The 26,857-nt window shown below is 65.6% G+C and carries 26 protein-coding genes; 19 read left to right on the top strand and 7 right to left on the bottom strand.

Going from position 1 to position 26,857, the window contains the following annotated elements; genetic code table 11:
• Nucleotides 1-108: 108 nt before the first annotated feature.
• Nucleotides 109-3,759 carry a PAS-domain containing protein gene (locus K8M09_RS12010; RefSeq protein ID WP_160787516.1) on the top strand — a complete coding sequence of 1,217 codons (3,651 nt, stop codon included), beginning with the start codon at nucleotides 109-111 and terminating at the stop codon, nucleotides 3,757-3,759.
• Here the strand turns inward: K8M09_RS12010 and mnmD are convergent.
• Nucleotides 3,756-4,478, bottom strand: coding sequence for a tRNA (5-methylaminomethyl-2-thiouridine)(34)-methyltransferase MnmD (mnmD, locus tag K8M09_RS12005; protein WP_160787517.1), 723 nt, complete (start codon nucleotides 4,476-4,478; stop codon nucleotides 3,756-3,758). The two genes, K8M09_RS12010 and mnmD, sit on opposite strands and share 4 nt — an antisense overlap.
• Here mnmD and K8M09_RS12000 point away from each other — a divergent pair.
• Nucleotides 4,477-5,655, top strand: coding sequence for an NAD(P)/FAD-dependent oxidoreductase (locus tag K8M09_RS12000; protein ID WP_160787518.1), 1,179 nt, complete (start codon nucleotides 4,477-4,479; stop codon nucleotides 5,653-5,655). The two genes, mnmD and K8M09_RS12000, sit on opposite strands and share 2 nt — an antisense overlap.
• Before the next feature lie 3 nt (nucleotides 5,656-5,658).
• On the opposite strand, the gene K8M09_RS11995 is transcribed toward K8M09_RS12000, so the two are convergent.
• Nucleotides 5,659-6,033, bottom strand: a complete 375-nt coding sequence (locus K8M09_RS11995) for a PRC-barrel domain-containing protein (protein WP_160787519.1) — start codon at nucleotides 6,031-6,033, stop codon at nucleotides 5,659-5,661.
• 113 nt (nucleotides 6,034-6,146) lie between these two features.
• Between K8M09_RS11995 and puuE the strand changes: the two genes are divergently transcribed.
• The 3 genes from puuE to K8M09_RS11980 are packed head-to-tail and all read left to right on the top strand — an operon-like array spanning nucleotide 6,147 to nucleotide 8,119.
• On the top strand, nucleotides 6,147-7,079 hold the full coding sequence (gene puuE / locus K8M09_RS11990) for an allantoinase PuuE (RefSeq protein WP_160787520.1): 933 nt from the start codon (nucleotides 6,147-6,149) through the stop codon (nucleotides 7,077-7,079).
• A complete protein-coding gene (uraD, locus tag K8M09_RS11985) occupies nucleotides 7,076-7,573 on the top strand; it encodes a 2-oxo-4-hydroxy-4-carboxy-5-ureidoimidazoline decarboxylase (protein WP_160787521.1) in 498 nt (165 codons plus the stop codon). The genes puuE and uraD overlap by 4 nt, the downstream gene beginning before the upstream one ends.
• Nucleotides 7,574-7,624: 51 nt before the next feature.
• The gene (locus tag K8M09_RS11980; RefSeq protein ID WP_160787522.1) at nucleotides 7,625-8,119 is read left to right on the top strand and encodes an ureidoglycolate lyase; all 495 of its coding nucleotides are present in this window, start codon (nucleotides 7,625-7,627) and stop codon (nucleotides 8,117-8,119) included.
• A gap of 44 nt (nucleotides 8,120-8,163) precedes the next feature.
• Here the strand turns inward: K8M09_RS11980 and K8M09_RS11975 are convergent, their stop codons facing one another.
• On the bottom strand, nucleotides 8,164-9,051 hold the full coding sequence (locus K8M09_RS11975; protein WP_170299573.1) for a LysR substrate-binding domain-containing protein: 888 nt from the start codon (nucleotides 9,049-9,051) through the stop codon (nucleotides 8,164-8,166).
• Here K8M09_RS11975 and K8M09_RS11970 point away from each other — a divergent pair.
• Nucleotides 9,041-9,331, top strand: a complete 291-nt coding sequence (locus K8M09_RS11970; RefSeq protein WP_170299572.1) for a hypothetical protein — start codon at nucleotides 9,041-9,043, stop codon at nucleotides 9,329-9,331. The genes K8M09_RS11975 and K8M09_RS11970 overlap by 11 nt on opposite strands.
• Before the next feature lie 12 nt (nucleotides 9,332-9,343).
• On the opposite strand, the gene K8M09_RS11965 is transcribed toward K8M09_RS11970, so the two are convergent.
• A complete protein-coding gene (locus K8M09_RS11965; RefSeq protein ID WP_160787523.1) occupies nucleotides 9,344-10,117 on the bottom strand; it encodes a 3-hydroxybutyrate dehydrogenase in 774 nt (257 codons plus the stop codon).
• A gap of 191 nt (nucleotides 10,118-10,308) precedes the next feature.
• On the opposite strand from K8M09_RS11965, the gene glpK reads away from it, so the two are divergent.
• The 9 genes from glpK (at nucleotide 10,309) to bacA (ending at nucleotide 19,147) form a co-directional block, all read left to right on the top strand.
• Nucleotides 10,309-11,799 carry a glycerol kinase GlpK gene (glpK, locus tag K8M09_RS11960; RefSeq protein WP_160787524.1) on the top strand — a complete coding sequence of 497 codons (1,491 nt, stop codon included), beginning with the start codon at nucleotides 10,309-10,311 and terminating at the stop codon, nucleotides 11,797-11,799.
• Nucleotides 11,800-11,849: 50 nt separating this feature from the next.
• On the top strand, nucleotides 11,850-12,254 hold the full coding sequence (locus K8M09_RS11955; protein WP_160787525.1) for a YkgJ family cysteine cluster protein: 405 nt from the start codon (nucleotides 11,850-11,852) through the stop codon (nucleotides 12,252-12,254).
• A gap of 95 nt (nucleotides 12,255-12,349) precedes the next feature.
• A complete protein-coding gene (locus tag K8M09_RS11950; RefSeq protein ID WP_160787526.1) occupies nucleotides 12,350-12,724 on the top strand; it encodes a YciI family protein in 375 nt (124 codons plus the stop codon).
• A complete protein-coding gene (locus tag K8M09_RS11945) occupies nucleotides 12,721-13,977 on the top strand; it encodes an RNA polymerase sigma factor (protein WP_160787527.1) in 1,257 nt (418 codons plus the stop codon). Before K8M09_RS11950 ends, K8M09_RS11945 begins: the two co-directional genes overlap by 4 nt.
• A gap of 78 nt (nucleotides 13,978-14,055) precedes the next feature.
• Nucleotides 14,056-14,541, top strand: a complete 486-nt coding sequence (locus K8M09_RS11940) for an SRPBCC family protein (protein WP_160787528.1) — start codon at nucleotides 14,056-14,058, stop codon at nucleotides 14,539-14,541.
• Between the two features lie 136 nt (nucleotides 14,542-14,677).
• Nucleotides 14,678-15,718, top strand: a complete 1,041-nt coding sequence (locus K8M09_RS11935) for an LLM class flavin-dependent oxidoreductase (protein WP_160787529.1) — start codon at nucleotides 14,678-14,680, stop codon at nucleotides 15,716-15,718.
• Nucleotides 15,719-15,764: 46 nt separating this feature from the next.
• Nucleotides 15,765-16,517, top strand: coding sequence for a type I methionyl aminopeptidase (map, locus tag K8M09_RS11930; RefSeq protein ID WP_160787530.1), 753 nt, complete (start codon nucleotides 15,765-15,767; stop codon nucleotides 16,515-16,517).
• Between the two features lie 76 nt (nucleotides 16,518-16,593).
• A complete protein-coding gene (locus K8M09_RS11925) occupies nucleotides 16,594-17,784 on the top strand; it encodes a YbfB/YjiJ family MFS transporter (RefSeq protein WP_229341836.1) in 1,191 nt (396 codons plus the stop codon).
• An 85-nt stretch (nucleotides 17,785-17,869) separates the two neighbouring features.
• A complete protein-coding gene (gene bacA, locus K8M09_RS11920) occupies nucleotides 17,870-19,147 on the top strand; it encodes a bacteroid development protein BacA (protein WP_160787531.1) in 1,278 nt (425 codons plus the stop codon).
• A 6-nt stretch (nucleotides 19,148-19,153) separates the two neighbouring features.
• Here the strand turns inward: bacA and K8M09_RS11915 are convergent, their stop codons facing one another.
• Nucleotides 19,154-20,158: a polysaccharide deacetylase family protein gene (locus K8M09_RS11915; protein ID WP_160787532.1), complete on the bottom strand. Its 1,005-nt coding sequence runs from the start codon at nucleotides 20,156-20,158 to the stop codon at nucleotides 19,154-19,156.
• Nucleotides 20,159-20,297: 139 nt separating this feature from the next.
• Here K8M09_RS11915 and K8M09_RS11910 point away from each other — a divergent pair, with 139 nt between their 5' ends.
• From K8M09_RS11910 to der, 3 genes are all read left to right on the top strand, one after another.
• Nucleotides 20,298-20,882 carry an NnrU family protein gene (locus K8M09_RS11910; protein WP_160787533.1) on the top strand — a complete coding sequence of 195 codons (585 nt, stop codon included), beginning with the start codon at nucleotides 20,298-20,300 and terminating at the stop codon, nucleotides 20,880-20,882.
• A 102-nt stretch (nucleotides 20,883-20,984) separates the two neighbouring features.
• Nucleotides 20,985-21,656, top strand: coding sequence for a tetratricopeptide repeat protein (locus K8M09_RS11905; RefSeq protein WP_160787534.1), 672 nt, complete (start codon nucleotides 20,985-20,987; stop codon nucleotides 21,654-21,656).
• A 37-nt stretch (nucleotides 21,657-21,693) separates the two neighbouring features.
• Nucleotides 21,694-23,124, top strand: a complete 1,431-nt coding sequence (gene der / locus K8M09_RS11900) for a ribosome biogenesis GTPase Der (RefSeq protein ID WP_160787535.1) — start codon at nucleotides 21,694-21,696, stop codon at nucleotides 23,122-23,124.
• Between the two features lie 3 nt (nucleotides 23,125-23,127).
• Here the strand turns inward: der and K8M09_RS11895 are convergent, their stop codons facing one another.
• Together K8M09_RS11895 and K8M09_RS11890 are read right to left on the bottom strand one after the other, a co-directional pair.
• Entirely contained in the window at nucleotides 23,128-24,042 is a 915-nt protein-coding gene (locus tag K8M09_RS11895; RefSeq protein ID WP_160787536.1) for a sugar kinase, read from the bottom strand.
• Nucleotides 24,043-24,058: 16 nt separating this feature from the next.
• Nucleotides 24,059-25,063 carry an Ldh family oxidoreductase gene (locus K8M09_RS11890; protein ID WP_160787537.1) on the bottom strand — a complete coding sequence of 335 codons (1,005 nt, stop codon included), beginning with the start codon at nucleotides 25,061-25,063 and terminating at the stop codon, nucleotides 24,059-24,061.
• Between the two features lie 149 nt (nucleotides 25,064-25,212).
• On the opposite strand from K8M09_RS11890, the gene bglA reads away from it, so the two are divergent.
• Nucleotides 25,213-26,856, top strand: coding sequence for a beta-galactosidase BglA (bglA, locus tag K8M09_RS11885; RefSeq protein WP_160787538.1), 1,644 nt, complete (start codon nucleotides 25,213-25,215; stop codon nucleotides 26,854-26,856).
• The last annotated feature ends 1 nt before the right edge of the window (nucleotide 26,857 follow it).

Raw genomic sequence — 26,857 nt, 5'->3', positions numbered from 1 at the left:
GGCGTCCCCGGTTCCGGCAACGATCGGTTAACCATCCGTTCAAGGATTGGTGATACTCCCCGAGGGGTATGAATCTCTCTATCCGTGCCGCTTCGGGGAGTACTTGGCGTGGCTGAATCTCATGACGAACTGCTGGTGGCGGCGTGCGCGCGCGTTGGCGCACATCCGCACCCGGCTTACGTCAAGAGCAGCGAACTGCGCTACCTTGCGGTGAACGAGGCCTATGCACGCCTTTTCGGCCGCTCCCCGGCGGAGATGGTGGGCCTTCGCAGCGACGAGATCGGCGAGGCGCCCGGCCATGGCGACCGGAGCGACCCGGAACGCCGCTGCCTGATCTTCGGCAATCCCGAGCGCGCGCGCTATGTCCATCCCTTCGACGGCTGTTTCGATATCGCGCTGAGGCGCGAGCGGATCTCCCCCGCGATATCCATTCTCGTCGGCTTCTTCACGCCGGTTGTGGAGGCGCTTGCCACCGCCGTTCGCACCGCCGCCAACGGAAACGGCACGGCAGGCCGTTCCGCTGCGTCCGCGCAGACGGAGCCGGAGGATGCGCGCACGCATGTCGAAAGTGCGCTCGACGCCATGGGGGCGGGCGTTGCCGTCTTCGGCGCGGATGACCGGCTGCACTACGCCAATCGCAGCATGCGGGAATTTTATGGCGCTCTCGTCGGCGAAGCGGCGGGCGGTACGGTCGACCTGTCCGCGATCGTCGAGGCGCTGCATGGGCTTGAGATGGGGCCTGCGTCCGCAGACGAGCGCGCCCACTGGGTCGCGGGCCGGCTCGCCGAGTACGGCCTGCCGCTCCACGAATCCCTCGTGCGGATGGCGGGCGGCTGGATACGTCTCGTCAGCCAGCGTCGGCCGGATGGCACGCTGGTCGTGCTGCGGCTGGACGCCACGGCGCTGAAGGAAAGCGAAGGGCGGCTGCAACAGCATTCGCAGGAGATCAGCCTCTACCGCGCGCTGCTTGACGAGCTGCCGGTCGCAAGCTTCATGCGCGACGAGAACCAGCGCATGATCTTCGCCAACCGGGCCTATGTCGATCTGACGGGCCGGCAGCCGGAAGAATTGCTCGGCCTCACCACGCTGGAAATGTATCCCGAGCAGGGCGAGGAATTCCACGACCAGAACCAGTTCGTGCTCGATACCGGCGATCTGTTCGAATCCGAGATCGACTATATCCGGTCGGACGGCTCGGTGCTGCCGACGATCTCGCGGCTCTACCGTGTCACGACGCTCGACGACAAGAACTACCTCATCGGATCGATTACCGACACCACGCTGCTGAAGAAGCGCGAGGAGCAGTTGATCGAGACCCAGCGGCTGGCGGAGGCGGCGCGGGCCGATCTCGAAAGCGTGGTGGAATCGCTGCCGGTCGGCATCGTGGTCGTGGACGAGGCGAACACGATCGACCTGGTGAACGGGGCCTTCGAGGAAATTTGGGGCGGCACCCTGCCGCCGATGAAGGGCCGGCCGCTCCTGGAGCTGCTGCGTTTCCAGCAGGAACAGGGCGGTGTCAGCGACGATGGCCGCGCCCGGGCCGATGGCTATGAGGCCTGCATCGCCAGCATTCGCGCCGGCAGCACGCCGGTGCGAGAGGTCACCTACGCCAACGGGCGAACGGTGATCGAAGCCGGCTGCGCGGTTTCCGGCGGGCGCTGCCTGCTGACCTATATCGATATTACAGAGCGGCGCGAGCGCGAGCGCGAGGTTCTGGAGACGCGCAGCGCGCTCGAGGAGATCGGCAGCCTCATGAAGGATGCCGTCTCCGCGATGAGCCAGGGCCTGCTGATCATCGAAAACGGCGTGGTGGTGCTTTCCAACGAGGCGCTTGTCAGCATGATCGCCATGCCGCCGCACCTGTTGCAGCCGGGCGCGCTGATGCAGGATGTGCTGCAAAGCTGCATCGACCGCAAGATCGCCGGCTTCGACGGCGAGGAACCCGTCGATGCGAGCGAGTTCGGGAACATCCTCTTTACCGGCAAGCCGGCCTCGCTGACGGTGTTCAGCGGCTACCAGCGCTGGCTGCGGCTGGACGTGACGCCGACGAGCCGCGGCCGCGACGTCATGGTCTTTTCCGACATCACCGACCTCAAGGACCGTGAGGAGGAACTGCGCCGCCTCGTCACCCGCGCGGAGACGGCCGACAAGGCGAAATCGGAATTCCTGGCCAATATGAGCCATGAGATCCGCACGCCCATGAACGGCGTTCTCGGCATGGCCGAACTGCTTGCCAAATCCAACCTCGACACGCGCCAGAAGACCTTCATCGACATCATGGTGAAGTCCGGCAATGCGCTCCTGACGATCATCAACGACATTCTCGACTTCTCGAAGATCGACGCCGGCCAGATGGTTCTGCGCGACGTCGCCTTCAATCCGGTGGAGGCCATCGAGGATGTGGCGACGCTCCTGTCGGCGAAGGCGGCGGAGAAGGATATCGAGCTCGTCGTGCGCGGCGCGGCCAACATGCCGGCGGCGGTGATGGGCGATGCCGGCCGCTTCCGGCAGATCGTCACCAATCTCGTCGGCAATGCCGTCAAGTTCACCGATCGCGGCCATGTGCTGATCGACCTTTCCTCCAGCACCACCGAGAGCGGCGTCGATATCGTCATCCGCGTGGAGGATACGGGCGCGGGCATTCCGGCCGAGAAGATGGAATCGATCTTCGAGAAATTCTCGCAGGTCGACAGTTCCTCGACGCGCCGGCACGAAGGCACCGGCCTCGGCCTTGCCATCACCGACGGCCTGACGCGCCTTTTCGGCGGCGCGCTGGAGGCCAGCAGCGAGGTCGGTCGCGGCTCCGTCTTCACTGTCCGCCTGCCGATGGCGCTCGCCGTCGCCTCGCTGCCGGCGCGCATCGTTCCGGCCCGGGCATCGGGCGCGCGCGTCCTCGTCGTCGATGGGCACGATCTTTCCCGCAAGGCCGCGCATGACATGCTGCTCGAATGGGGCTACGACGCCACGGCCGTCGGGTCCGAGGCCGAGGCGCTGGCCGTGCTTGCGGCGGCGGCGGATATCGGCGTGGCGGTGGATGCGATCCTGCTCGACTACCGGCCCGAGCGCTCGCCGGCCTTCGTACGGGCCTTGCGCGACGGCGCGGCGACGGCGGATATCGCCGTGATCGTGCTTACCTCCATGAACCTTTCGACGGAAGACCAGCATCGGTCCTCGCAGGATGTGCAGGCGCATCTGATGAAGCCGGCCCGGGCCGGCCTCCTGCGCGAGACGGTGGCCGAGGTGCTGCGCGCCATGCGGGGCGCGAGGGGCGCCCCGGCGGTGCGGGACGCCGGACAGGCCAAGGTCCTGCCGCTTCGCCCGCAGGCGTCGCCTTCCATGGCGGCGGGCGGCGAGGCGCTGGACGTGCTGGTCGCGGAGGACAACGAGGTCAACCAGATCCTCTTCACCCAATTGCTGCTGGCGTCCGGCCTGCGCTTCCGGCTGGTCGAGAACGGCGCGCAGGCGGTCGAGGTCTTCCGCACCAGCCGCCCGGGCATGATCCTGATGGACGTTTCCATGCCTGTCATGGACGGACTGGAGGCGAGCCGGGCGATCCGTGCGCTGGAAAGCGGCAGCGGCCATCGCGTGCCCATCGTCGCCGTCACCGCCCATGTGCTCGATGGCGACCGCGAGCAATGCTTCGCCGCCGGCATGGACGATTATCTCGCCAAGCCGATCAGCATCGAGAAGCTGGAAGAGAAGCTGGATCGCTGGCTGAAGCCGGGCAGGGTGCAGGCCGCGAACGGCCTTCCGAGCTAGGACGCCGGTTTTCCCCCGCAGAGCATTTCACGCTTGCCCGCAAAGCCCGGCCGGCGCTCGACGGTGAAGCCGGCGGCGGTGAGGTTGCGCCGCACGAAGCCGGCGGCGGCGTAGGTGGCGAAGCGGCCGTCCGCGGCGGTGAGGCGGCATACCTCGGCCATCAGTTCCGCCGACCACATGTCCGGATTGCGCGAGGGCGCGAAGCCGTCGAGATACCAGGTGTCGAATGGCGCTTCCTCCTGGTGCAGGCTGTCGAGCGCCGCGCCGCAGACGACGGTGAGATGGACGTTCGGCTCCAGATCGATCTCGACGCGGCCTTGCGGCGCGTCCGGCCATTTCTCCGTCAGAGCCGCGCGTTCCCGGTCGATCTGCGGCCAGTGCGCCAGCGCCCGGTCGATATCGGCGCGCGCCATCGGAAAACGCTCGAAGGAGGTGAAGAAGAGGCTGGCATCGCCGGGCGCCGTTTCGCGCCACTGACGCCAGGTCTCGCAAAGATTGAGGCCGGTGCCGAAGCCGAGTTCGGCGATGCGGAAGGGCCCCGGACGCTGCCAGCGGCGCGGCAGGTCGTTGCCGGAAAGGAAGACATGGCCGCATTCCAGCCGTCCGTCGCTGCGGCAATAAAAGTGGTCGTCAAAGGCGCGGGAATAGGGCATATCGCCCTCGTGCCAGTCGAGGACCGTTTCGCCCGGCGGCGTATTTTCAGGATCGTGGTCAGCCATGGCAGAAGCCGATAATCGCGGGAAGGCCGCCGGTCAACCGGGCGTGGATCTCCTCGTCGCCGGCGGTGGGGTCATGGGCCTGTGGACCGCGCTCTTCGCCGCCCGTGCGGGCCTGTCTGTCCAGCTCGTCGAAAAGCGGCGGATCGGCGCGGGGGCGAGCGGCGGCCTGCTCGGCGCGTTGATGCCGCATCTGCCGGACCGCTGGAACGCCAAGAAGGCCTTCCAGTTCGACGCTCTCGTTTCCCTCGAAGGGGAGATTGCGGCGCTGGAGGCCGAGACCGGCCTGTCCGCCGGCTACCGGCGTTCCGGCCGCCTCATCCCGCTGGCAAAGCCCCACAATCGCGACATCGCGCTCGGCCATGCCGAGGATGCCCGCGCGGTCTGGCGCACGCCCGGCCGCGCCTTTGCCTTCGAGGTGCTGGACGCCGCGCCGGCCGATGGCTGGCCGGCGGGTCGGGCGATGGCCTGCGGGCTTGTCCACGATCACCTTGCCGCCCGCCTTGCGCCGCGCGGCCTGCTTGCCGCCCTCGGCGCAGCGCTCGCGCGGCTGCCGAATGTCGTGGTCCGCGAGGGCGTCGGCATCGAAAGCCTGGATACGGCGGCCGGGACCGCGCGTCTTGACGACGGAACGGCGGTCGCCTTCGGCCATTGCGTGCTGGCGGCCGGCGTCGAGACCTTCGGCCTGCTGGCTCCGCTCGGTCCGCCGCTGGCAAAGCCGGCGGGTGTCGGGGTCAAGGGGCAGGCGGCCTTCCTCAAGGCGGCCGTCGACCCGTCCCTTCCGGTGATTTTCGCGGACGGCCTTTATATCGTGCCGCATGACAACGGCCTCGTCGCCATCGGCAGCACCAGCGAGAACAGCTTTTCCGATCCCCATGGCACCGACGGGCTTCTCGACGCCCTGATCGAAAAGGCGCGCCATATGGCGCCGGCTCTTGCGGATGCGCCCGTCGCCGAGCGCTGGGCCGGGCTTCGGCCCAAGGCCATCGGCCGGGAGCCCATGGTAGGCCGGCACCCGGATCATGCAAATGTCAGCCTGATGACCGGGGGCTTCAAGGTGAGCTTCGGCCTCGCCCATGCGCTCGCCCGGGAAGTTCTCCACGAAATAAAGGGCGGCACGCTCGGCGTACCGCCCTCTTTCACCGTGCCGGCACACTTCGATGAAGCCGGACGGATCTGACGCTTACATCCAGTAGGGCGGCACGCCGTAATAGTCGTGGATCACCTTGCCGTTGCGGCGGTTCCAGTCGTATTCGGCATCGCTTTCATAATGCGGCGCGCGCTCGACCTGCTCCTTCGTCACATCGACGCGATAGCCGCCGAGGCCTTCGTCGTAGTTCAGCTTGCCCCAAGGCAGGGGATAGTGGTCCTGCCCGATGCCGAGGAAGCCGCCGAAGCTGAGGACGGCATAGGAAACATGCCCGCTGCGCTTGTCGAGAATCAGGCGCTCCACCGCGCCGATATGCTTGCCATCCGCGCCGTAGACGCTGGTGCCCTCGACCTTGTCGCTGGCGATGAGATCCTGCGTTTCACGAATGTTTGCGTCCTGCATGGCCATAGTGTTTCTCCTTGCTTGTCATGGACAGGAAACGGACCAAGGCGCTATTGGTTCCTTCCCATGGGGTATTGCACCGCCCGGTGCACGGTTCCGCCCATTGCCGAGGTGATCGAATGACTGACAAGACTTATCCGCGCGACCTGATCGGTTACGGCCGCACTCCGCCGCAGGTTCGCTGGCCGGGCGATGCCAATATCGCCGTGCAATTCGTGGTGAATTACGAAGAGGGCGGCGAGAGCTGCATTCTCGACGGCGATGCGGCCTCGGAGAACCTCCTGTCGGAAATCGTCGGCGCGCAGCCTTGGCCGGGCCAGCGCAACCTCAATATGGAATCGATCTACGAATACGGTTCGCGCGCCGGCTTCTGGCGACTCCACCGCCTGTTCACCAGCCGCAACGTCACCACCACGGTCTACGGTGTGACGCTCGCCATGGCGCGCAACCCCGAAGCTGTCGCCGCCATGAAGGAAGCCGGCTGGGAAATCGCCAGCCACGGCTACCGCTGGCTGGAATACAAGGACTATTCCGAGGAGAAGGAACGCGAGCACATCCGTGAGGCCGTGCGCCTGCACAAGGAACTCACCGGCTCGCATCCGCTCGGCATGTACCAGGGCAAGCCCTCGGACAACACGCTGCGCCTCGTCATGGAGGAGGGCGGCTTCGTCTATTCTTCCGATTCCTATGCCGACGACCTGCCCTATTTCGTGCCGGGCATCGATGGCGAGCCCTTCCTGATCATCCCCTACACGCTCGAAACGAACGACATGCGTTTCGCGACGCCGCAGGGCTTCAATGCCGGCGACCAGTTCTTCAACTATCTGAAGGACGCTTTCGACGTGCTCTACCAGGAAGGCAAGGAAGGCAGCCCGAAGATGCTGAATATCGGCCTTCACTGCCGCCTCGTCGGCCGCCCGGGCCGCGTCGCCGCGCTCGCCCGCTTCGTCGATTACGTGCTCGGCCATGAGAAGGTCTGGATCCCGCGCCGTATCGACATCGCGCGCCACTGGATCGAGAACTACCATCCGACGAAGGGCAAGAGCGCATGATCGACCGGACCGATTTCCTCGACCGCTTCGGCGGCGTCTTCGAGCATTCGCCCTTCATCGCCGAACGGGCGCTCGATGCCGGCGCGGTCCCGCAGCCCCTGACGGCGGCGGGCGTGCATGCCGCGCTGACGGACGCCTTCCGCAAGTCCAGCGCGCAAGAGCAGCTTGGCGTTCTGCGCGCCCATCCGGACCTTGCCGGCAAGCTCGCCATTGCGGGCGGGCTGACGGAGGACAGCCGCAAGGAACAGGCCGGCGCCGGCCTCGACCGGCTGAGCCCGGACGAGCACGCGCGCTTTACCGCGTTCAACACGGGCTATACCGAAAAATTCGGCTTCCCCTTCATCATTGCCGTCAAGGGGCTTGACAAGAGCGACATCCTTGCCGCTTTCGAGACACGCATCGGCAATACGGCCGATGAGGAATTCGAAACCGCGAAAGCCCAGGTGGAGCGCATTGCGCTCCTGCGCTTGAATGCTCTGCTCCCCGGAGATTGACGATGCCTGATTACCGACGACCGCCCTTCCTCTCCCCGGGAGGGCTGTCCGATGGCTGAAAAACTCACGATCCAGCCCCTCACGAAAGAAGCCTTCGCCCCCTTCGGCAGCGTGATCGAGACCGATCCCGCCGCCATGCGCTACATCAACGGCGGGACGACGGAGCGCTACAACGCGCTCGCCGTGGCCGAGGCGGTGGGTGAGGATGCGAAGGTCATCATCAACATCTTCCGCGGCAGCCCGCGCAGCTTCCCCTATGCCGTCGGCATGATGGAGCGCCATCCCTTCGGCAGCCAGAGCTTCTCGCCCATCGATAACCGGCCCTGGCTGGTGGTGGTGGCGCAAGACGAGGGCGGCAAGCCCGGCCGGCCGCAGGTCTTCCTCGCCGGCGGACGGCAGGGCGTCAACTATGGCCGCAATGTCTGGCATCACCCGCTGATAGCCATGGGCGCGGTGAGCGACTTCCTCGTCGTCGACCGCCTCGGCGGCGGCAACAACGTGATCGAACACTTCTTCGACACGCCCTTCGTCATCGAGCAGCCCTGACAGGGCTTGCGGAGCGGCCGTCCCCGGCCGCTCCCCGAACGGGTTCAGACCTCCTGCGGCAGGGCCGTGAGGATCCAGTCGCGGAACGCCCGGATTTTCTGGATATTGCGGCGGTTCTCCGGATAGGCGAGCCAGTAGTCGCGGCCGTCGTTGCAGGTGAGGTCGAAGGGCTGGTAGAGCTGGCCGGCGGCGATTTCGCTGCGGAAATGGCCGGGGCTGAGAATGGCGACGCCTTGTCCCGCCATGGCGATCTGCGCATCGATGGTCTGTGTGCCCAGCTCGTTCGGCGGGAAACGTTCGAGATTCGGATTGTCGATGCCGGCCGCCGAAAACCAGGTGCGCCACCAGATATCCCGCGCGCTGATGATCGGCAGTTTCAGAAGATCGGCCGGCGCCTTCACGCCGCCGATGCTTTCGGCCAGCTTCGGGCTCAGCATGGGCGCGAAATCCATGCGCATGACGCGGTGACAGGCAAGGCCCGGCCAGTCGCCCATGCCCCAGCGGATCGCGACATCGGCCTCTTCCTTGGCAAAATCGATCACGTCCTGCGAGGTGGACAGGCGCACCGCGATATTCGGGTGCTTGAGCTGGAAGTCGCCGATGGTGCGGCTCAGCCATTGCAGGGCGAAGGTGGGCGTGGAGTGGATGTGCAGCTTCTGCTCGCTCGCTCCGCGCAGGTCCGACACGGCCTCCGCCAGCCTGGCAAGCCCTTCCGCCACCTTCGGCGCCAGCCGCTCGCCGGCCTCGCTCAGCGTCACCTGCCTTGGCTGGCGCAGGAACAACGTCTCGCCCAGCGTCTCCTCCAGCAGCTTGATCTGGTAGCTGACGGCCGTCTGCGTCATGCCCAGCTCGTCGCCCGCGCGCGTGAAGCTGCCGTGCCGCGCGGCCGCCTCGAAGACGCGGAGCGCATTGAGCGGGAAGTTGCGCGACATCTTCAAGGCCAAGTTCTCTTTATGGATGCAGACAAAGGTTCGATTGGAATTCCATCATTTTCCAGAGCAGGCTGCAAGCAATGGATGGAATTTTCAAGGTATGACCATGACATGCATCATCGATCACGCGCCCACCGACGCCGCGCAGCCTCGCCAGAAAAGCTTCTGGCGAAGGGTGGCGGGTCTCTTGCGGCGTCGCAAGCGCCTGCCGAAGTTCGATCCCCGCCATGTGTCCGATCACATCAAGCGGGATCTCGGCTATCTCGACGGTCGTTCCTAAGGGTGCGCGCGGTTACTGCGCGGTCCAGCCGCCGTCGACGGAGATGTGGGTGCCGTTGATCGATTTGGCCGCATCCGAGGCGAGGAACATCGCGATGGCCGCCACCTCGTCCGTGCCGACGAATTCCTTGGTCGGCTGGAACTTCAGCATGACGTCTGTCTTCACCTCGGCCTCGCTGATGCCGCGCGCCTTGGCGGTTGCCGGAATCTGCTTTTCGACCAGCGGCGTCAGCACATAGCCGGGGCAGATGGCGTTGACGGTGATGCCGTTTTCCGCGACTTCCAGCGCCACTGTCTTGGTGAGACCCATGATGCCGTGCTTGGCCGCCACATAAGCCGCCTTGAAGGGCGAGGCGACGAGGCCGTGCGCGGAAGCGACGTTGACGATGCGGCCCCAGCCCTTGCGCTTCATGTGCGGCACGGCGCAGCGGATCGTATGGAAGGAGCTGGAGAGGTTGATCGCGATGATCTGGTCCCACTTCTCGACCGGGAAATCCTCGATCTTCTCGACATGCTGGATGCCGGCATTGTTGACGAGGATATCGACGCCGTCGAATTCCTCCACCGCCGTCTGGATGAGGTCGGAGATTTCATGCGGCTTGGTCATGTCGGCGGGGTGGTAGAGCACGCGGCCCGCGCCGAGGCCGTCGAGCTTCGCACGGATAGCCTCGATCTCGTCCGCCGCGCCAAAACCGTTGATGACGACATTGGCGCCGCTTTCCGCAAAAGCGCTGGCAATGGCAAGGCCGATGCCGCTGGTGGAGCCGGTGACGACGACGCTCTTCATCTTGTTTCTCCCTGTATGCTGCGTTGCGGTAGCCTACGCTTAAAACTCGAGCGATGACAATTGTGTTTTGCGCGCTACAGTCCCTTTCGGGGCGAAGCGCGATTTGCGTTTTATTTTCCTTTGACATTCGTTTTTGTATCGTATTGAAGATTCCGAAGGGCCTGGGAGCGGCCCTTCACCGGGAGGAAAGCATGGGCGGATATGTTCTCGCGATCGATCAGGGCACGACCTCGAGCCGGGCGATCGTCTTCGACGGCAACCAGAAGGTCGTCGGTTCCGGCCAGAAGGAATTCACGCAGATCTTCCCCCAGTCCGGCTGGGTCGAACACGATCCGGAAGAAATCTGGGAAAGCGTCGTCTGGTCGGTAAAGGCCGCGCTGAAGAAGGCGGGTGTCGAAGCCTCCGACATTTCCGCCATCGGCATCACCAACCAGCGCGAGACGGTCGTGGTCTGGGAGCGCGAGAGCGGCAAGCCGATCCACAACGCCATCGTCTGGCAGGACCGCCGGACCGCCTCCTATTGCGAGAAGCTGAAGAAGCAGGATCTCGAAAAGACCTTCACGAAGAAGACGGGCCTGCTGCTCGATCCCTATTTCTCCGGCACCAAGCTCTCCTGGATGCTCTCCAACGTGAAGGGCGCGCGGGCGCGCGGCGCCAAGGGCGACCTTTGCTTCGGCACCATCGACACGTTCCTGATCTGGCGGCTGACGGGTGGCAAATCCCATGTCACCGACGCCACCAATGCCAGCCGCACGCTGATGTACAATATCGCGACGAATGCGTGGGACGACGAACTGCTCGAAATCCTGCGCGTGCCGAAGGCCATGCTGCCGGAGGTGCTGGATTGCGCAGCCGATTTCGGCGTGACGGAAAAGGGCCTGTTCGGCGCGGAAATCCCGATCCTCGGCGTTGCCGGCGACCAGCAGGCCGCGACCATCGGTCAGGCCTGCTTCGAGCCGGGCATGATGAAATCCACCTACGGCACCGGCTGCTTCGCGCTGCTCAATACCGGCCCGGACATGGTGCGCTCGAAGAACCGCCTGCTCACCACCATCGCCTACCGGCTCGACGGCGAAACGACCTATGCGCTGGAAGGCTCGATCTTCATTGCCGGCGCTGCCGTGCAATGGCTGCGCGACGGGCTGAAGGTCATCAAGGCCGCGTCCGATACCGGCGATCTCGCCGCGAAGGCCGACCCGACCCAGAACGTCTATCTCGTGCCCGCCTTCACCGGCCTCGGCGCGCCGCACTGGGACCCGGAGGCGCGCGCCGCCATCTACGGCATGACGCGCAACACCGGCCCCGCGGAATTCGCCCGCGCGGCGCTGGAAGCCGTCTGCTACCAGACGCGCGACCTGCTCGACGCCATGCACAAGGACTGGAAGGCGAACGGCAAGGAGACGGTTCTGCGCGTCGACGGCGGCATGGTCGCCTCCGACTGGACCATGCAGCGCCTTTCCGACATTCTCGACGCGCCCGTCGACCGCCCGACCATTCTGGAGACGACCGCGCTCGGCGCGGCATGGCTCGCCGGCCAGCGCGCCGGCGTCTGGCCCGACCGCAAGGGTTTCGCCAAGTCCTGGGCGCGCGACAGGCGCTTCACGCCGGAGATGGACGAGAAGACGCGCGCCGTGAAGATCAAGGGCTGGAAGGACGCGGTGCGGCGGACGCTGAGCGCGTAATTCGCACCGCCTCCCTTCAAGGTTCGATGGCCGGATGCTAGACACCGGCCATGTATCCATCCCCCGCCACTATTGTCGGCCGATCCTGCGGCACCTGCACGCTCTGTTGCCGGCTGCCCGATATCGACCTGTTCGACAAACCGGCCAATGTCTGGTGCAGGCATTGCGTTGCGGGGAAGGGGTGTTCGATCTATGCGGACCGGCCTTCGGTCTGCCGGGATTTCCTGTGTCTCTGGATGACCGATGCGGGACTTGACAAGGCATGGGAGCCGTCGCGCTCGCATATGATGGTCTACCGGCAGGGGCCGCAGGTCACGGTGCTGGTCGATCCCGACTATCCCGATATCTGGTGCAGCGAGCCGTATCACGCGCAACTGCGCGCCTGGGCCGAGGAGGCCGAGGCGACGGGCGGCTATGTCATCGTGTTCCGGCAGGACGACGTGTTCAAGATCTGAACCGCTGGACGTTCCTGCGAAAAATCAAAAATATTCCGGTGCGCCCTGTCGGCTGAGACGCTACTTCTACGTCTTTCAGCCAACGGGAGTTCACCATGCTGTATGCCGTTCTTTGTTACGATGCCGAAAGTGAAGTCTGCGCCTGGTCGAAGGAGCTGGACGACAAGGTCATGGCCGATCTCGGCGCCGTCAACCAGCGTTATGCCGAGGCCGGCAAGCTTGGCCCCGTCGCGCGGCTGATGCCGACCACGGCGGCCGTCACGGTGCGCAAGGGCGCGACGGACAATATCGTCATGGACGGTCCCTTCGCGGAAACCAAGGAACAGTTCCTCGGTTTCTTCGTGCTTCAGGCCGAGACGCTGGAGGAGGCGATTCAGTTCGCCCGCGAGCTTTCCGCCGCCAATCCGGCGAACGGCACCTATGAAATCCGGCCGCTGCAGTTCTTCAATCCGGGAGTGCCCATCACATGACAGACCTTGCCTGGATCGACCTGGCGCTCACCTCGGCGCGGCCGCAGGCCATGGGGGCGCTGCTGCGCTACTTCCGTGACCTCGACATGGCGGAGGAGGCTTTTCAGGAAGCCTGCCTGCGCGCGCTGAGGACATGGCCCGAAAAGGGCCCGCCGCGCGATCCGGCTGCATGGCTCATCTTCGTCGGCCGCAACAGCGGCATCGATCAGGTGCGCAAGCGCGCCAGAACCCAGCCGCTGCCGCCCGAGGAAATGCTGTCCGATCTGGAGGATACGGAGAGCGACCTTGCCGACCGGCTGGACGGCGCGCACTACCGCGACGATATCCTGCGCCTGCTCTTCGTCTGCTGCCATCCCGACCTGCCGGCGACGCAGCAGATCGCGCTGGCGCTGCGCATCGTCTCCGGCCTTTCGGTGAAGCAGATCGCCCGGGCCTTCCTCGTCTCGGAAGCGGCGATGGAGCAGCGCATCACCCGCGCCAAGGCCAAGGTCGGCGCGGCCGGGATTGCCTTCGAGACGCCCGATGCGGTGGCGCGGGCCGAGCGGCTCGGGCTTGTCGCGGCGATGATCTATCTCGTCTTCAACGAGGGCTATTCGGCCGGTGTGCCGCAGAAGGCGGATACGCCCTTCTGCGCGGAGGCGATCCGGCTGGCGCGGCTGCTGCTGAAACTCTTTCCCGCCGAGCCGGAGATCATGGGCCTCACGGCGCTCCTGCTCATCCAGCATTCGCGGCTCGATGCCCGCTTCGATGCGAACGGGCAGATCGTGCTGCTGGAGGATCAGGACCGTTCGCTCTGGGATCGTCCGCTCATCGACGAGGCGCTGGTGCTGATCGACAAGGCGATCCGCCACCGCGCGCCCGGTCCCTTCCAGATACAGGCGGCGATTGCCGCCCTGCATGCCCGCGCCGCGACGGTGGCGGAAACGGACTGGCTGCAGATCGACCTGCTCTACCAGACGCTGGAGCGCCTCCAGCCTTCGCCGGTGGTGCGGCTCAACCGGGCCGTCGCGGTCTCCAAGCGCGAGGGGCCGGAGGCGGCGCTCGCGCTTGTCGATCCTCTGGCGGAAAAGCTGGACGGCTATTTCTATTTCCACGGCCTGCGCGGCGGCCTTTTGAAGCAGCTCGGCCGTTACGCGGAGGCGCATCAGGCCTTCGACCGGGCCATCGCGCTCGCCACGACCTCCGCCGAGGCGGCCCATATCCGCCAGCATATCGACAGCATGCAGCGCGAAGCGGCCGTCGCCGAAAAATAATCCGCTTTCGATGTCGGACTGGCCGTTCGCCGCCCGTCCTTGATGCGAACCATCCCATTCATCCACAAGGAGAAAGCCATGACCGTGACCGCCGAGATCAAGCCCGCCAACAACCGCGAACTGGTGCTGACCCGCGTGCTGAACGCCACGCCCGCCCAGCTCTTCAAGGCCTGGACGACGCCGGAGCTGATGAAGCAATGGTTCGCGCCCAAGCCCTACGAGACGCCCGTCATCGAGATCGAGCCGCGCGACGGCGGCAAGTTCCGCACGGTCATGACCGGCCCGGACGGCTTCCACATGGACAGCACCGGCATCTTCCTGAAGGTGGAGAAGGACCGCCGCATCATCACCACCGATGCCTTCGGCCCGGATTTCAAGCCGAGCGAACGCGCCTTCTTCTCCGCCGAAATCCTCCTCGACGATCTCGGCAACGGTCAGACCCGCTACACCGCCATCGCCCGCCACTGGACCGTGGAGGACTGCGAGGCGCATGAGAAGATGGGTTTCCACGAGGGCTGGGGGCAGGTGGCGACACAACTCGAGGCGGTGGCGTCGACGCTTTGAGCAATGGAAACGGGGCGGATACCGCCCCGTTTTTTCAGGGAGGATGTTCCTGTAAACACACTGTTTCTCCATAAGCCCTTTCAAGCCGCCGCTGCCGGCCATATTTCAGGGCAAATCCTCTCATCCGGAACATCCCATGGAACTTGGTCTCTACACATTCGCCGACGTCGATCCCAACGCGCCCGACAAGGGGCGGGAAGGGGAGCGGCGGCTGAGGAATCTCATCGAGGAAATCGAGCTTGCCGATCAGGTGGGCCTCGATGTCTTCGGGCTTGGCGAGCATCACCGGCCGGACTATGCGGCCTCGGCGCCGGCCGTCATTCTGGCCGCTGCGGCGGCGCGCACGAAGACTATCCGGCTTTCGAGCGCGGTCACGGTGCTGTCGTCGGACGATCCGGTGCGTGTCTTCCAGCAGTTCTCGACGGTGGACCTGATTTCCGGCGGCCGGGCGGAGATCATGGCGGGGCGCGGCTCCTTCATCGAATCCTTCCCGCTCTTCGGCTATGCGCTGGATGACTACGACCAGCTCTTCGAGGAAAAGCTCGACCTGCTGCTCGCCCTCAACGAGAGCGAGACGGTTTCGTGGAACGGTGTGATGCGTGCGCCGCTTTCGGGCATCGGCGTCTATCCGCGACCGGCGCATGGCAAATTGCCGATCTGGATCGCGGTCGGCGGCACGCCGCAATCGGTGGCGCGGGCGGGGGCCTATGGGCTGCCGCTGGCGCTCGCCATCATCGGCGGCACGCCGACGCGTTATGCGCCGCTCTTCGATCTCTATCGCGAGGCGGCACGGCGCGCGGGGCAGGACGAAGCGAAGCTGAAGACCAGCATCAACGTTCACGGCTTCATCGCCGATACGACGCAAGCGGCGGCCGACGCCTTTTACGGGCCGCAGGCCGAGGTGATGAACCGCATCGGCCGCGAGCGCGGCTTCGGGCCGACGAACCGGGCGCAGTTCGACCAGGGGATCGGGCCGGATGGCCATCTCTTCCTCGGTGACCCGGAAACGGTGGCCAAGAAGATCGTCGCGCATCAAAAAATCTTCCGCAATGACCGCTTCCTGTTGCAGATGGCGATCGGACTGATGCCGCATGACCGGATCCTGCGCGGGATCGAGCTTTATGGAACGAAGGTCGCGCCGCTGGTGCGCGAGATGCTGGCGGAGGCTTCCGCCTGACAGCGCGGCGCGGACGTGATAGGACGCGCCGCGAAAGAGAGATGCGATGACCCTTGGAAACGATGAAGACCTCGACGGCCTGAAGGCGATCGGCCGGATTTGCGCGAACGTGCTGCAGCATATGTCCACCGCCGTCAGGCCCGGCATGACGACCGCCGAACTCGACCTGATCGGCCGGCGCATGCTGGAGGCGGCCGGCGCACGTTCGGCCCCGGAAAGCTGCTACAATTTTCCGGGCGCGACCTGCATCAGCATCAACGAAGAGGTGGCGCACGGCATTCCGGGCGACCGGATGATCGCGGAAGGCGATCTCGTCAATATCGACGTTTCCGCCGAACTCGACGGCTACTTTGCCGATACGGGCGCATCCTTCACGGTCGGGCGCGCCGCGCCGGCGGTGGAGCGGCTTTGCCGCGATGGCAAGCGGGCGCTCTGGGTCGGCCTCAAGGAAGTGAAGGCCGGCCGGCCGCTGGCCGAGGTCGGCAATGCCATCGGCGCCTTCGCGCGCAAGAACCGCTATACGCTGATCGCCAATCTCGCCAGCCACGGCGTTGGCCGCTCGCTGCACGAGGAGCCGACGGAAATCGCCACCTGGCCGGACCCGCAGGAAAAGCGCCGCATGACGGAAGGCCTCGTCTTCACGGTCGAGCCTTTCCTGTCGCTGGGCGCGAACTGGGCGGAAAGCGGCGACAAGGACGAATGGACGCTCTACAGCGATCCGTGCGCGCCGACGGTGCAGTTCGAACACACGGTCGTCGCCACGCGCAACGGTCCGCTGGTGGTGACGCTGCCGGGCTGAGCGCCTTCACCGGCGCTGATCCGTCGATCAATAATTGTCGTTTGCCGCGATCATGTTGCAGTGCAATGGTCGCGCCATGACGCAGCACCCGTCCCCTCTCTCCCGCGAACCCGTCTGCGCCGCCCTTGCCGGCGCGGTCGCGATGGCGGTCGCCATGGGGCTTGGGCGGTTCTTCTATACGCCGGTCCTGCCCGGCATGATGGCGGGCCTCGGTCTCGATGCTGCCGATGCCGGCATCATCGCCGCCGCGAATTTTTCGGGTTATCTCCTCGGAGCGGTGCTTGCCGCTTATGGCTGGGCCGCCGGCTACGAGCGGCGGCTTGCGGTCGGTTCGCTGGCCGTAACCGTTCTGCTGCTCATCGCCATGGGGCTTCTGTCCGGTGTGGCCGCGCTCTCGGCCGTTCGGTTCATGGCGGGTGTCGCCAGCGCCTTCGGCCTCATCTTCACCTCGGGCATCGTGCTTTCCATCGGCCTTGCGCATCGCGAGCCGCGCGTCCAGATGGCGCATTTTTCCGGGGTCGGCATCGGCATCGCACTTTCGGCGGTGGTGGTCTACCTGCTGTCGCTGGTGACCGTTCCGGCTGTCGCGGCCTGGCGAATCGACTGGTTTGCCGGCGCGCTGCTCGGCGCGGCCGGCCTTGCCGCCGTCGCATGGCTGCTGCCGCGCCCGATGGGCAGCGCGGTAGCGACGCGCGAGCCGGCCATCGTCTGGACGCGGCCACTGGCGGCGCTCACCCTCAGCTACGGGCTTTTCGGCATCGGCTATGTGGTGACGGCGACGTTCATCGTCGCCATCGCGCGGGAGGGGGCGGAAAGCCCACTGCTCGAATGCCTGACCTGGCTCGTCACCGGGGTCGCCGCGGCCCTCTCGCTTCTCGCCTGGAAGCCTGTCGAGCGGCGCTGCGGCGTCGCCGTCACCTATCTCTCGGCGATCCTCGTGGAGGCGGCCGGCGTCGCGGCGACGGTGATGCTGCCCTCTCCCTTCTCCGCGCTCATCGGCGGCGGGCTGCTCGGGCTGACCTTCGTCGTCATCACCGCCTATGGCCTGCAGCTCGGCCGCATGCTGGCGAGCGACAGCGCGCGCCGCGTCCTGGCGCTGATGACGGCGGCCTTCGGCGTCGGGCAGATCGTCGGACCGCTCGGGGCCGGCTTCCTGGCGGCGCGCACGGGCAGCTATGCGCTGCCGAGCCTGGCCGCCGCCGGCCTTCTCGTGGCTGCCGCGGTCATCGCCGCGCTTGGCGGCGTGCCTTCCATTAAATCTCGGTAATGCCGGCGAGCGCCAATTGTTGTGCTGCGCAAACTCCTTTAGGTTCTGCGCATCTTCGGCCTGCTTCGCAACGAAAGCGCTTCCCTTGTTCGTCTCCTTCTTTCCCACTCCGAGATTGTTCTTCCTTTCCGTCGTCCTTTGGTCGGCCCTTGCCATGGCGATCTGGTACGCCGGCGGGGAAGCTCTGGGCGCCTATATCGGGCTGCCGCCGCTGAAGCCGGGCGAGGAGGCGATCATCGGGGTCTCCGTCTTCTGGTCCGCGCCCTTCCTCTGGTTCTACATCTATTATGCGGTGATGGTCGGGCTGTTCGCCGCCTTCTGGTTCACCTACAGCCCGCATCAATGGCAGCTCTGGTCGGTGCTCGGCTCGGCGCTGATCATCTTCAACACCTATTTCTCCGTGCAGGTCAGCGTGGCCATCAATGCGTGGTACGGGCCGTTCTACGACATGATCCAGCGCGGGCTTGCCCGCACCGAACCGATCCCGACCGAAAGCGAAATCTATGTCGGCATGATCGGCTTTGCCGGCATCGCCTTCGTCGCCATCACCGTCGGCACGCTGAACCTCTTCTTCGTCAGCCATTACGTCTTCCGCTGGCGTACGGCGATGAACGATTTCTACATGTCCCACTGGGACAAGCTGCGCCATATCGAAGGCGCCTCGCAGCGTGTGCAGGACGATACGATGCGCTTCTCGCGCACGGTGGAAGGGCTGGGCGTCAGCCTCGTTTCCTCGATCATGACGCTCGTCGCCTTCCTGCCGGTGTTGTTCAAGTTCTCCAGCACGGTGACGGTGCTGCCCTTCATCGGCGAGGTGCCGCATGCGCTCGTCTGGGCGGCGATCTGCTGGTCGCTGTTCGGGACGGTGTTCCTCGCCGCGGTCGGCATCAAGCTGCCGGGGCTGGAATTCCGCAACCAGCGCGTCGAGGCCGCCTACCGCAAGGAGCTGGTCTATGGCGAGGACCATGCCGACCGGGCGCAGCCGCCGACGGTGGCCGAGCTTTTCGCCAACGTGCGCAAGAACTACTTCCGCCTCTATTTCCACTATCTCTATTTCAACGTCGCCCGCATCTTCTACCTGCAGGCCGACAACCTCTTCGGCACCTTCGTTCTGGTTCCCTCCATCGTCGCCGGCAAGCTGACGCTCGGCGTGATGAGCCAGATCCAGAACGTGTTCGGGCAGGTGCGCGAGTCGTTCCAGTATCTCGTCAATTCCTGGACGACGATCGTCGAGTTGCTGTCGATCTACAAGCGCCTCAAGGCCTTCGAGGCGGCCATCGACGACCAGCCGCTGCCCGATATCGACCAGCGCTACCTGGAAAGGGCGCAGGAAGAGGGCGAGCTTGCGGCCAACGAGCCGTAAGGCGGATCAGAGGGCGGCTCCGGCCGCCTTCTTCTCTTTTGCCAGAATGTCCAGCGCGCCGGCATAGCTGACGCAGGCGACGTCCGTCCTGCCGCAGGTCTCCGTCAGGAAGCGGTCGAGCGCGCGCCAATAGGCACCGGCATTCATCTCCACGAAATGGAAGCCGAGCTGGAGCGGGATGCGCTCGCCGGCATATTGTTTCGCGAAGGCGTCGCGATAGGCCTTCAGCGTGCTTTCCTCGAAGGCGTCGCTCTTTTCCGGGGCCTCCTTGCCCTTGGAATGGCGGACATAGAGATTGTAGTCCATGGCGATGACGGGGCGCTGCGAGGCGCCTTCCGGAATGAGCGGCAGGCCGAAGCGGACGATATCGCCGCTGGCGACGGGCATGGCTGGTCCCTTGGTGACGAGGCTGGCGTCATAGGTGAAGCCCTCCGCCTCCAGCGCCTTGACGAGGCCGCTGCCGGCCGAAAGGTAGGGCGCGCGGAACCCGTTGATGTCCTGCGCCGCAAAATGCTGCCAGCCGGCCGGCTCCCGCTCGCCGACGCCGGCATTCTGCCATGCGTTCTTCAGCGAATCCCGGAAGAAGGCGAACTCGGCCTTCCAGTCGTCGGCGCTCCACTTGCCGCCGTCGAAATGGCCGCAGGCATGGCTGCCGATATCGTGGCCTTCGAGTTTCGCCAGCCAGATCTCGCCGAGGCGAAGGATCGTCTCGTCCTTGTCCTGCGAGAAGCCGACATTGGAGCGGCCGCGCTTTTCATGCGGCGCCTGATAATTCGCGCGCGCATCCTTGGAAAAGAGGAAGGTGCAGGAGAGGAAATAGGTGAAATGCGCGCCGGTGCGCCTGGCCATGGCGCGGCTCTTCTCCCAGAGCTTGTTGTCGTGCGCGCCGTCGAAGGAGACGATGACGAGCTGCTTGCGCTTCATCGGCTCGATCGCGTCGTCCTTGGCAAGCGCCGGGCCTGCCGCAAGCGCGGCGGCGAGGGGGAGAAAGAGGATCCGAGACAAGGACATGGCTACCCGCGACAATTTGCAAAGGGTCTCTCATCGATTCCGAATGCGGCAATCCTTTGATCGGGCTGGAATTGTCGTCCCGTCGCGGATATTCCAGAGGGAACGGCCGATGGCCGGTTTTTCTTCAAGGGGCATTTCCATGACGTTGCTCATCGCCGGTCTCGTTCTCTTCGTCGTCACCCATCTCCTGCGCCCTGTCGCGCCGGGTCTTCGCAATGCCGGCATCGCGGCGCTCGGCAAGCCGGGCTGGATGGCGCTGCACGGCATCGTCTCGCTCGCAAGCCTTTTCCTCATCGTCTACGGCTTCATCGACGCGCGCGCGAACAGTGGCGAGATGCTCTATTTCCCGCCGACCTTCATGGCGCATATCGCGCTGACGCTGATGATGATCGCCTCGATCTGTCTCGTCGCCGGGCTTCTGCCGGCCGGCCACATCCGCACGAAGCTGAAGTTCCCGCTGCTCGTCGCCATCAAGATCTGGGCGCTGGCGCATCTTCTGGCGAATGGCGAGAGCTATTCGGTCCTGCTCTTCGCGACGATCCTCGCCTGGGCGGTCATCCTGCGCATCACGCTGAAGAAGCGCATCGCCGCCGGCGAGACGAAACTGCCCGTCTTCATCTCGGCGAAATACGACATCATTGCCGTCGTTGTCGGTCTCGCGCTCTATGCCGTCATCGTGTTCAGGCTGCATGAATGGCTGATCGGGGTGGCGCCGCTCGGTTGATCCGCGTCGATCCGGGGGCTTTTCGCGCCAGCCCCCTTACAACGCCGCGAAAATCGGGTAGAAGGCGCTAACTTTTAAACGTTGGTTGCGCCGGAAAACGACATGGTAAATCAGGACGACAGCTTTATCCGCGAGGTGAACGAGGAACTGCGTTCCGACCAGATGCGTCTGGTCTGGAAGCGTTTCGGCCGCGTCCTCATCGCCGCCGCCGTGCTGGTCGTTCTCGGCACGATCGGCAAGGTGAGCTACGATTACTGGCGCGACGGCGAGGCCTCGGCCGCCGGCGACCAGTTCCTCGCGGCCCTGACGCTTGCCCGCGACGGCAAGAAGGACGAGGCGCTTGCCGCCCTTGGCGAACTGGAGAAGGAAGGCTTCGGCGCCTATCCCGTTCTGGCCCGCATGCGCTCCGCCTCGCTTCTGGCCGAGACGGACGCCGCAGGCGCCGTCACCGCCTTCACGACCATCGCCAAGGATGCTTCGGTGCCGCAGGCGCTGCGCGATGCGGCCCGCCTTCGCGCGGCCTATCTCCTCGTCGATACCGGCACCTACGAGCAGGTTTCGGCCGAAGCCGAGCAGCTTGCCACGCCGCAGAGCGCGTTGCGCCATTCCGCCCGCGAAGTGCTCGGCCTTTCCGCTTTCAAGAGCGGGGACTATGCGCGCGCCAAGGAATGGTTCGACGCGATCCTCAACGACGGCGAAAGCCCGCGCAATGTCGCCAACCGCGCGCAGATGCTGCTTGACCTGATCGTGGCAAGCGGCAAGCTGTCCTCCTGATCTGGCATTTGCCCGGTCACTACAACGGAACACGTTCATGAGCTTCACCGTCGCCATTGTCGGACGCCCCAATGTCGGCAAGTCCACCCTGTTCAACAGGCTCGTGGGCAAGAAGCTCGCGCTCGTCGACGACACGCCCGGCGTCACCCGTGACCGCCGGCCGGGCGACGCCCGCCTCATCGACCTGAAATTCCGCATCATCGACACGGCCGGCCTCGAAGAGGCCGCGCCCGAGACGCTGCAGGGCCGCATGCGCGCCCAGACGGAAGCGGCCATCGAGGAAGCCGATCTCTCGCTCTTCGTGGTCGACGCCAAGATGGGCCTGACACCCGTTGACCAGACATTGGCCGAGATGCTGCGCCGCAAGGGCAAGCCCGTGGTGCTCGTCGCCAACAAGTCGGAAGCGCGCGGCTCGGACGGCGGCTTCTACGACGCCTTCACGCTCGGCCTCGGCGAGCCGACGCCGATCTCCGCCGAACACGGCCAGGGCATGCTGGACCTGCGCGACGCCATCGTCGCCGCCATCGGCGAGGAGCGCGCCTATCCGGAAGACGACGAAGCCGTCACCGATATCGACGTGCGCGCGGAACTCGCCGAAGGCGCGGAAGAGGACGAGGATTTCGAGCCGGAATACGACGAGACGAAGCCGCTGCGCGTCGCCATCGTCGGCCGCCCGAATGCCGGCAAGTCCACCCTCATCAACCGTTTCCTCGGCGAAGATCGTCTGCTGACCGGCCCGGAAGCCGGTATCACGCGCGATTCCATCTCCGTCGAATGGGACTGGCAGGGCCGCACGATCAAGATGTTCGACACAGCCGGCATGCGCCGCAAGGCCAAGGTGCAGGAGAAGCTGGAAAAGCTCTCCGTCGCCGATGGCCTGCGCGCCATCCGCTTTGCCGAGACGGTCGTCATCGTCTTCGATTCCACCATCCCCTTCGAGAAGCAGGATCTTCAGATCGTCGACCTCGTGCTGCGCGAAGGCCGCGCCGCCGTGCTCGCCTTTAACAAGTGGGACCTGATCGACGATCCGCAGGCCGTGCTCGCGGAACTGCGCGAGAAGACCGAGCGGCTTCTGCCGCAGGCGCGCGGCATCCGCGCCGTGCCGGTCTCCGGCCAGACGGGGCGCGGCCTCGACAAGCTGATGCAGGCCGTCATCGACACGGACCGCACCTGGAACCGCCGCATCTCCACCGCCAAGCTCAACCGCTGGCTGGATGCGGTGCAGACGCAGCATCCGCCGCCGGCCGTTTCCGGCCGCCGCCTGAAGCTGAAATACATGACGCAGGTGAAGGCCCGTCCGCCGGGCTTCATGGTCTCCTGCACGCGCCCCGATGCGCTGCCGGAATCCTATATCCGCTATCTCACGAACGGCCTGCGCAACGACTTCAACCTGCCAGGCGTGCCGATCCGCATCCATTTCCGGGCATCGGACAATCCCTACGCCAGCAAGGCGAAGAAGAAGCGCTGAGGCTCAGCCCTCCGGCAGCCTGTCCTTCGCCACCAGCGCACCGTGATGCTGGATGACCGCCGCGGCGACGTCCGCGGCGAAGCGGGCAGCTTGCTGCGGCATGGCGCCAACGGCAAGACGGGCGAGGAATGCGCCGTTGAAGCTGTCGCCGGCGCTGGTCGTATCGACGATCTTCTCGACCCTTGCGGAAGGCGCGTGGCTGCGCTCGCCGCCGAAGACCAGCGTCGCGCCCTCAGCGCCGTCCTTCACCACCTGTTCCGCAACGCCGAGCGCGGCATAGCGCGCGATCGTCTCTTCCAGCGAGGCGTCGCCGAAATGGGTCGTCTCGTCGTCGAGGCTCGGCATGACGAGCGTGGCGGCATGGGCGCCCTCGGTGATCGTCGCGCGCATGCGCGCCGCATCGTCCCACAGGCGCGGGCGGATGTTGGGGTCGAAGACGACACGCTTTCCGGCCGCCTTGGCGCGGCGCAGCTCGGCAAGCAGGGTCTCGACGTCTTCCGCCGGCAGGATCGCCAGCGTGATGCCGGAAAAGACGATGATGTCGGATGTGTCGATGGCGGCGCGTAGGCGGTCGCCGTCGCGGGCGAGCAGCTTTGCGGCGGAGACGGAGCGCCAGTAGGAGAAGCTGCGCTCGCCGTCCTTCAGGTGGATCATGTAGAGGCCGGGGGAGCGGCCTTCGATGCGTGCGACATGATCCGTGCCGATGCCGTGCCCCTGCATGAAGGCCAGCATTTCATCGGAGATCATGTCCGTGCCCACGGCGGAGAAATAGTCGACGCTCCAGTCGGCGGGCAGGAACTGCCGGGCGTAATAGGCGGTGTTGAACGTGTCGCCGGCGAAGCTCTTGCGCAGAAGGCCGCCCTCGGCCTGCATCAGTTCCACCATGCATTCGCCGATTGCCAGCAGCCGTCCAGCCATGTCCGTTCCTCCCCGGTCAATTGCGCCGGAAAGAGGAAATACTGTCAAAGAGTTGGCGGGGCAAGACGATGCCGGCGCTTTCGGCCTCGCGCTGCCTGTTCACGCGCTCGATACCGGGAATATGGACGCTATAGTCGCTCGCAAGACGCGCGACCTGGGCCGAGAGGCGCGTGGCGAAATCGTCCGTGAAAAGCTGGGGCGAAAGGGCGAGCACGAAGAGGCCGGCGCCCGGCGAGGTATCGCCCGCCTGGAAATCCGGCGCGTCGAGCGACCAGTTCGCGCCGGTCAGCCCGGCGGCCAGCACCTCCACCATGAGGGCGATATTGGCCCCCCGCGCGCCGCCGAAGGCCAGAAGCGCGCCCTGCATGGCCGCGAAGGGATCGGTGGTCGGCATGCCGTCCTGATCGAGCGCCCAATTGCCGGGAATAGTCTCGCCGCGCGCTGCCGCCTCGCGGATTTTCACGAAGGCCGCAGCGCTGGACGCCTGATCCACGAGGAGGATGCGGCCGGCTTCGAGCGGCGCGGCGAAGGCGAGCGGATTGGTGCAATAGACCGGCTGCCACCCGCCCGCGCCGGCCATCAGGGCAGGTCCGTTGGTGGCGGCGAGCGCCACGAGGCCTTTTTCCGCAAGTCGGGCGGCATACCAGCCGAGTTCGCCCGTCGTGTAGCTGTTGTGCAGAGTGAAGGCCGCAAGGCCGAAGGTTTTCGCCTTCGAGGCCAGTTCCTCATGGGCGAGCGAGAAACCGTGCTGCGCCACGCCGCCCATGGCGTCGCATTTCATGATGGCCGGCACCGGCGAGGTGATGAGCGGTTCGGCGCGCCCCTTGATCCGGCCGTCGATGAGGCCCCTGAGATGATCGGTGAGGTGCTGGAGACCGAGGGCGCGCTTGCCGGCCATCTCGGCATCCAGCGTGGCGCGGGCAAGGGCGGTCGCCGCCGCCTCCGCCATGCCGACGCGCATCAGCGCGGTGCGGGCGAGGTCCATTGCTTCGGCAGGGGAAAGGGTGACGTCACCGGGCATGCGGTCAACCTTCTCTATGGAATTTGCCGGCATCATCCAGACCGGCGGCCGCTTCGTCAACCGTCGAAAAATCGCGGGGCCACCCGTTTACGGCTCATGGGGCGCACGCTACACCTTGCCCGATACGAACGGAACCGGAGCGAGAGCGCATGACAAGGACCCGCAGCAAGGCCGACGACTGGTGGCGCGGCGCGGTCATCTATCAGGTCTACCCCCGCTCGTTCCAGGATACGACCGGCGACGGCATGGGGGATCTGCGGGGCATCACGAAGCGGCTCGGCCATATCGCCTCGCTCGGCGTCGACGCCATCTGGCTTTCGCCCTTCTTCAAGTCGCCGATGGCGGATATGGGCTATGACGTCTCGGATTATTGCGATGTCGATCCGATGTTCGGCACGCTGGCGGATTTCGATGCGATGCTGGCGGAGGCCCATCGCCTCGGCATCAAGGTCATCATCGACCAGGTGATCTCGCACACATCCGACCAGCACCCCTGGTTCCTCGAAAGCCGCTCCAGCCGCGCAAACCCGAAGGCGGACTGGTATGTCTGGGCCGATCCGAAACCGGATGGCACCGCGCCCAACAACTGGCTGTCGATCTTCGGCGGGCCGGGCTGGGAATGGGACGGCGTGCGCAAGCAATATTACATGCACAACTTCCTGGCCTCGCAGCCGGACCTCAATTTCCATAACCCGGACGTTCAGGACGCGCTGCTGAAGACCGTGCGCTTCTGGCTGGATCGCGGCGTGGACGGCTTCCGCCTCGATACGGTGAACTTCTATTTCCACGACCGGAAGCTGCGCGACAACCCGCCCCATGAGGCCAATCCCGACGATATCGGCCTCGACGCCCCGGACGTGAACCCCTACGGCATGCAGACGCATCGCTATGACAAGACGCAGCCGGAGAATGTCGATTTCCTCCGGCGCTTCCGCGCCCTGCTCGACGAATACGAGGGGCGCATGACGGTGGGCGAGGTGGGCGACGGCGCGCGCTCGCTGAAGACCGTCGCCGACTATACGAGCGGCGGCGACAAGCTGAACATGTGCTACACGTTCGACCTGCTGGGGCCGGACTTCACCGCCGACCATATCCGCCGGTGCGTGCAGAGCTTCCAGCGCGCGGTGACGGACGGCTGGGTCTGCTGGGCCTTCTCCAACCATGACGTCAACCGCCATGTCAGCCGCTTCATCGAGGCGCCCGAGGAGCGCGAGCGCATCGCCAAGCTGGCGATCACGCTGCTGTCGACGCTGCGCGGCTCCATCTGCCTCTATCAGGGCGAGGAACTGGGCCTCACCGAAGCCGAACTTGCCTTCGAGGACCTGCGCGACCCCTACGGCATCCGCTTCTGGCCGGCCTTCAAGGGGCGGGACGGGTGCCGCACGCCGATGCCCTGGCAGCACGGCGCGGCCCATGCCGGTTTCAGCACCGCAAAGCCCTGGCTGCCGGTGCCGGAGGATCATGGCCGCCTTGCGGTCGATACGCAGGAAAAGACCGCCGGCTCCGTGCTCAACCACTACCGCGCCACGCTGGCCTTCCGCAAAGAGCACGAAACGCTCCACGACGGCGACATGGCCTTCCTCCACTCCAATCAGGATATCCTCGCCTTCACGCGCGAGAAGGGCGGCGAGAAACTGCTCTTCGTCTTCAACCTGACGCGCGGGAAAGCGGAGTTCGTGCCGGCGAAATCGCTGGCGCTGGGCGAGCCCGTGCCGGTTCCCGGTTTCGGGGCGAGGCCGAAGGATGGGGTTATCGTGCTGGATGGGCTGGATATGGCCTGCGTGCGGCTGTGAA

Source organism: Shinella zoogloeoides (assembly GCF_020883495.1).
Taxonomy (GTDB): Bacteria; Pseudomonadota; Alphaproteobacteria; order Rhizobiales; family Rhizobiaceae; genus Shinella; species Shinella zoogloeoides.
This window is presented reverse-complemented; position numbering and strand designations above follow the sequence as displayed.

Excerpts from the sequence above, each read along its gene's own strand:
- K8M09_RS12000 (WP_160787518.1), top strand. The coding sequence starts at position 4,477 with ATGGCAGAAGCCGATAATCGCGGGAAGGCCGCCGGTCAACCGGGCGTG.
- mnmD (WP_160787517.1), bottom strand. The coding sequence starts at position 4,478 with ATGGCTGACCACGATCCTGAAAATACGCCGCCGGGCGAAACGGTCCTC.
- K8M09_RS11995 (WP_160787519.1), bottom strand. The coding sequence starts at position 6,033 with ATGGCCATGCAGGACGCAAACATTCGTGAAACGCAGGATCTCATCGCC.
- puuE (WP_160787520.1), top strand. The coding sequence starts at position 6,147 with ATGACTGACAAGACTTATCCGCGCGACCTGATCGGTTACGGCCGCACT.
- uraD (WP_160787521.1), top strand. The coding sequence starts at position 7,076 with ATGATCGACCGGACCGATTTCCTCGACCGCTTCGGCGGCGTCTTCGAG.
- K8M09_RS11980 (WP_160787522.1), top strand. The coding sequence starts at position 7,625 with ATGGCTGAAAAACTCACGATCCAGCCCCTCACGAAAGAAGCCTTCGCC.
- K8M09_RS11975 (WP_170299573.1), bottom strand. The coding sequence starts at position 9,051 with ATGTCGCGCAACTTCCCGCTCAATGCGCTCCGCGTCTTCGAGGCGGCC.
- K8M09_RS11965 (WP_160787523.1), bottom strand. The coding sequence starts at position 10,117 with ATGAAGAGCGTCGTCGTCACCGGCTCCACCAGCGGCATCGGCCTTGCC.
- glpK (WP_160787524.1), top strand. The coding sequence starts at position 10,309 with ATGGGCGGATATGTTCTCGCGATCGATCAGGGCACGACCTCGAGCCGG.
- K8M09_RS11955 (WP_160787525.1), top strand. The coding sequence starts at position 11,850 with ATGTATCCATCCCCCGCCACTATTGTCGGCCGATCCTGCGGCACCTGC.
- K8M09_RS11950 (WP_160787526.1), top strand. The coding sequence starts at position 12,350 with ATGCTGTATGCCGTTCTTTGTTACGATGCCGAAAGTGAAGTCTGCGCC.
- K8M09_RS11945 (WP_160787527.1), top strand. The coding sequence starts at position 12,721 with ATGACAGACCTTGCCTGGATCGACCTGGCGCTCACCTCGGCGCGGCCG.
- K8M09_RS11940 (WP_160787528.1), top strand. The coding sequence starts at position 14,056 with ATGACCGTGACCGCCGAGATCAAGCCCGCCAACAACCGCGAACTGGTG.
- K8M09_RS11935 (WP_160787529.1), top strand. The coding sequence starts at position 14,678 with ATGGAACTTGGTCTCTACACATTCGCCGACGTCGATCCCAACGCGCCC.
- map (WP_160787530.1), top strand. The coding sequence starts at position 15,765 with ATGACCCTTGGAAACGATGAAGACCTCGACGGCCTGAAGGCGATCGGC.
- K8M09_RS11925 (WP_229341836.1), top strand. The coding sequence starts at position 16,594 with ATGACGCAGCACCCGTCCCCTCTCTCCCGCGAACCCGTCTGCGCCGCC.
- K8M09_RS11915 (WP_160787532.1), bottom strand. The coding sequence starts at position 20,158 with ATGTCCTTGTCTCGGATCCTCTTTCTCCCCCTCGCCGCCGCGCTTGCG.
- K8M09_RS11910 (WP_160787533.1), top strand. The coding sequence starts at position 20,298 with ATGACGTTGCTCATCGCCGGTCTCGTTCTCTTCGTCGTCACCCATCTC.
- K8M09_RS11905 (WP_160787534.1), top strand. The coding sequence starts at position 20,985 with ATGGTAAATCAGGACGACAGCTTTATCCGCGAGGTGAACGAGGAACTG.
- der (WP_160787535.1), top strand. The coding sequence starts at position 21,694 with ATGAGCTTCACCGTCGCCATTGTCGGACGCCCCAATGTCGGCAAGTCC.
- K8M09_RS11895 (WP_160787536.1), bottom strand. The coding sequence starts at position 24,042 with ATGGCTGGACGGCTGCTGGCAATCGGCGAATGCATGGTGGAACTGATG.
- K8M09_RS11890 (WP_160787537.1), bottom strand. The coding sequence starts at position 25,063 with ATGCCCGGTGACGTCACCCTTTCCCCTGCCGAAGCAATGGACCTCGCC.
- bglA (WP_160787538.1), top strand. The coding sequence starts at position 25,213 with ATGACAAGGACCCGCAGCAAGGCCGACGACTGGTGGCGCGGCGCGGTC.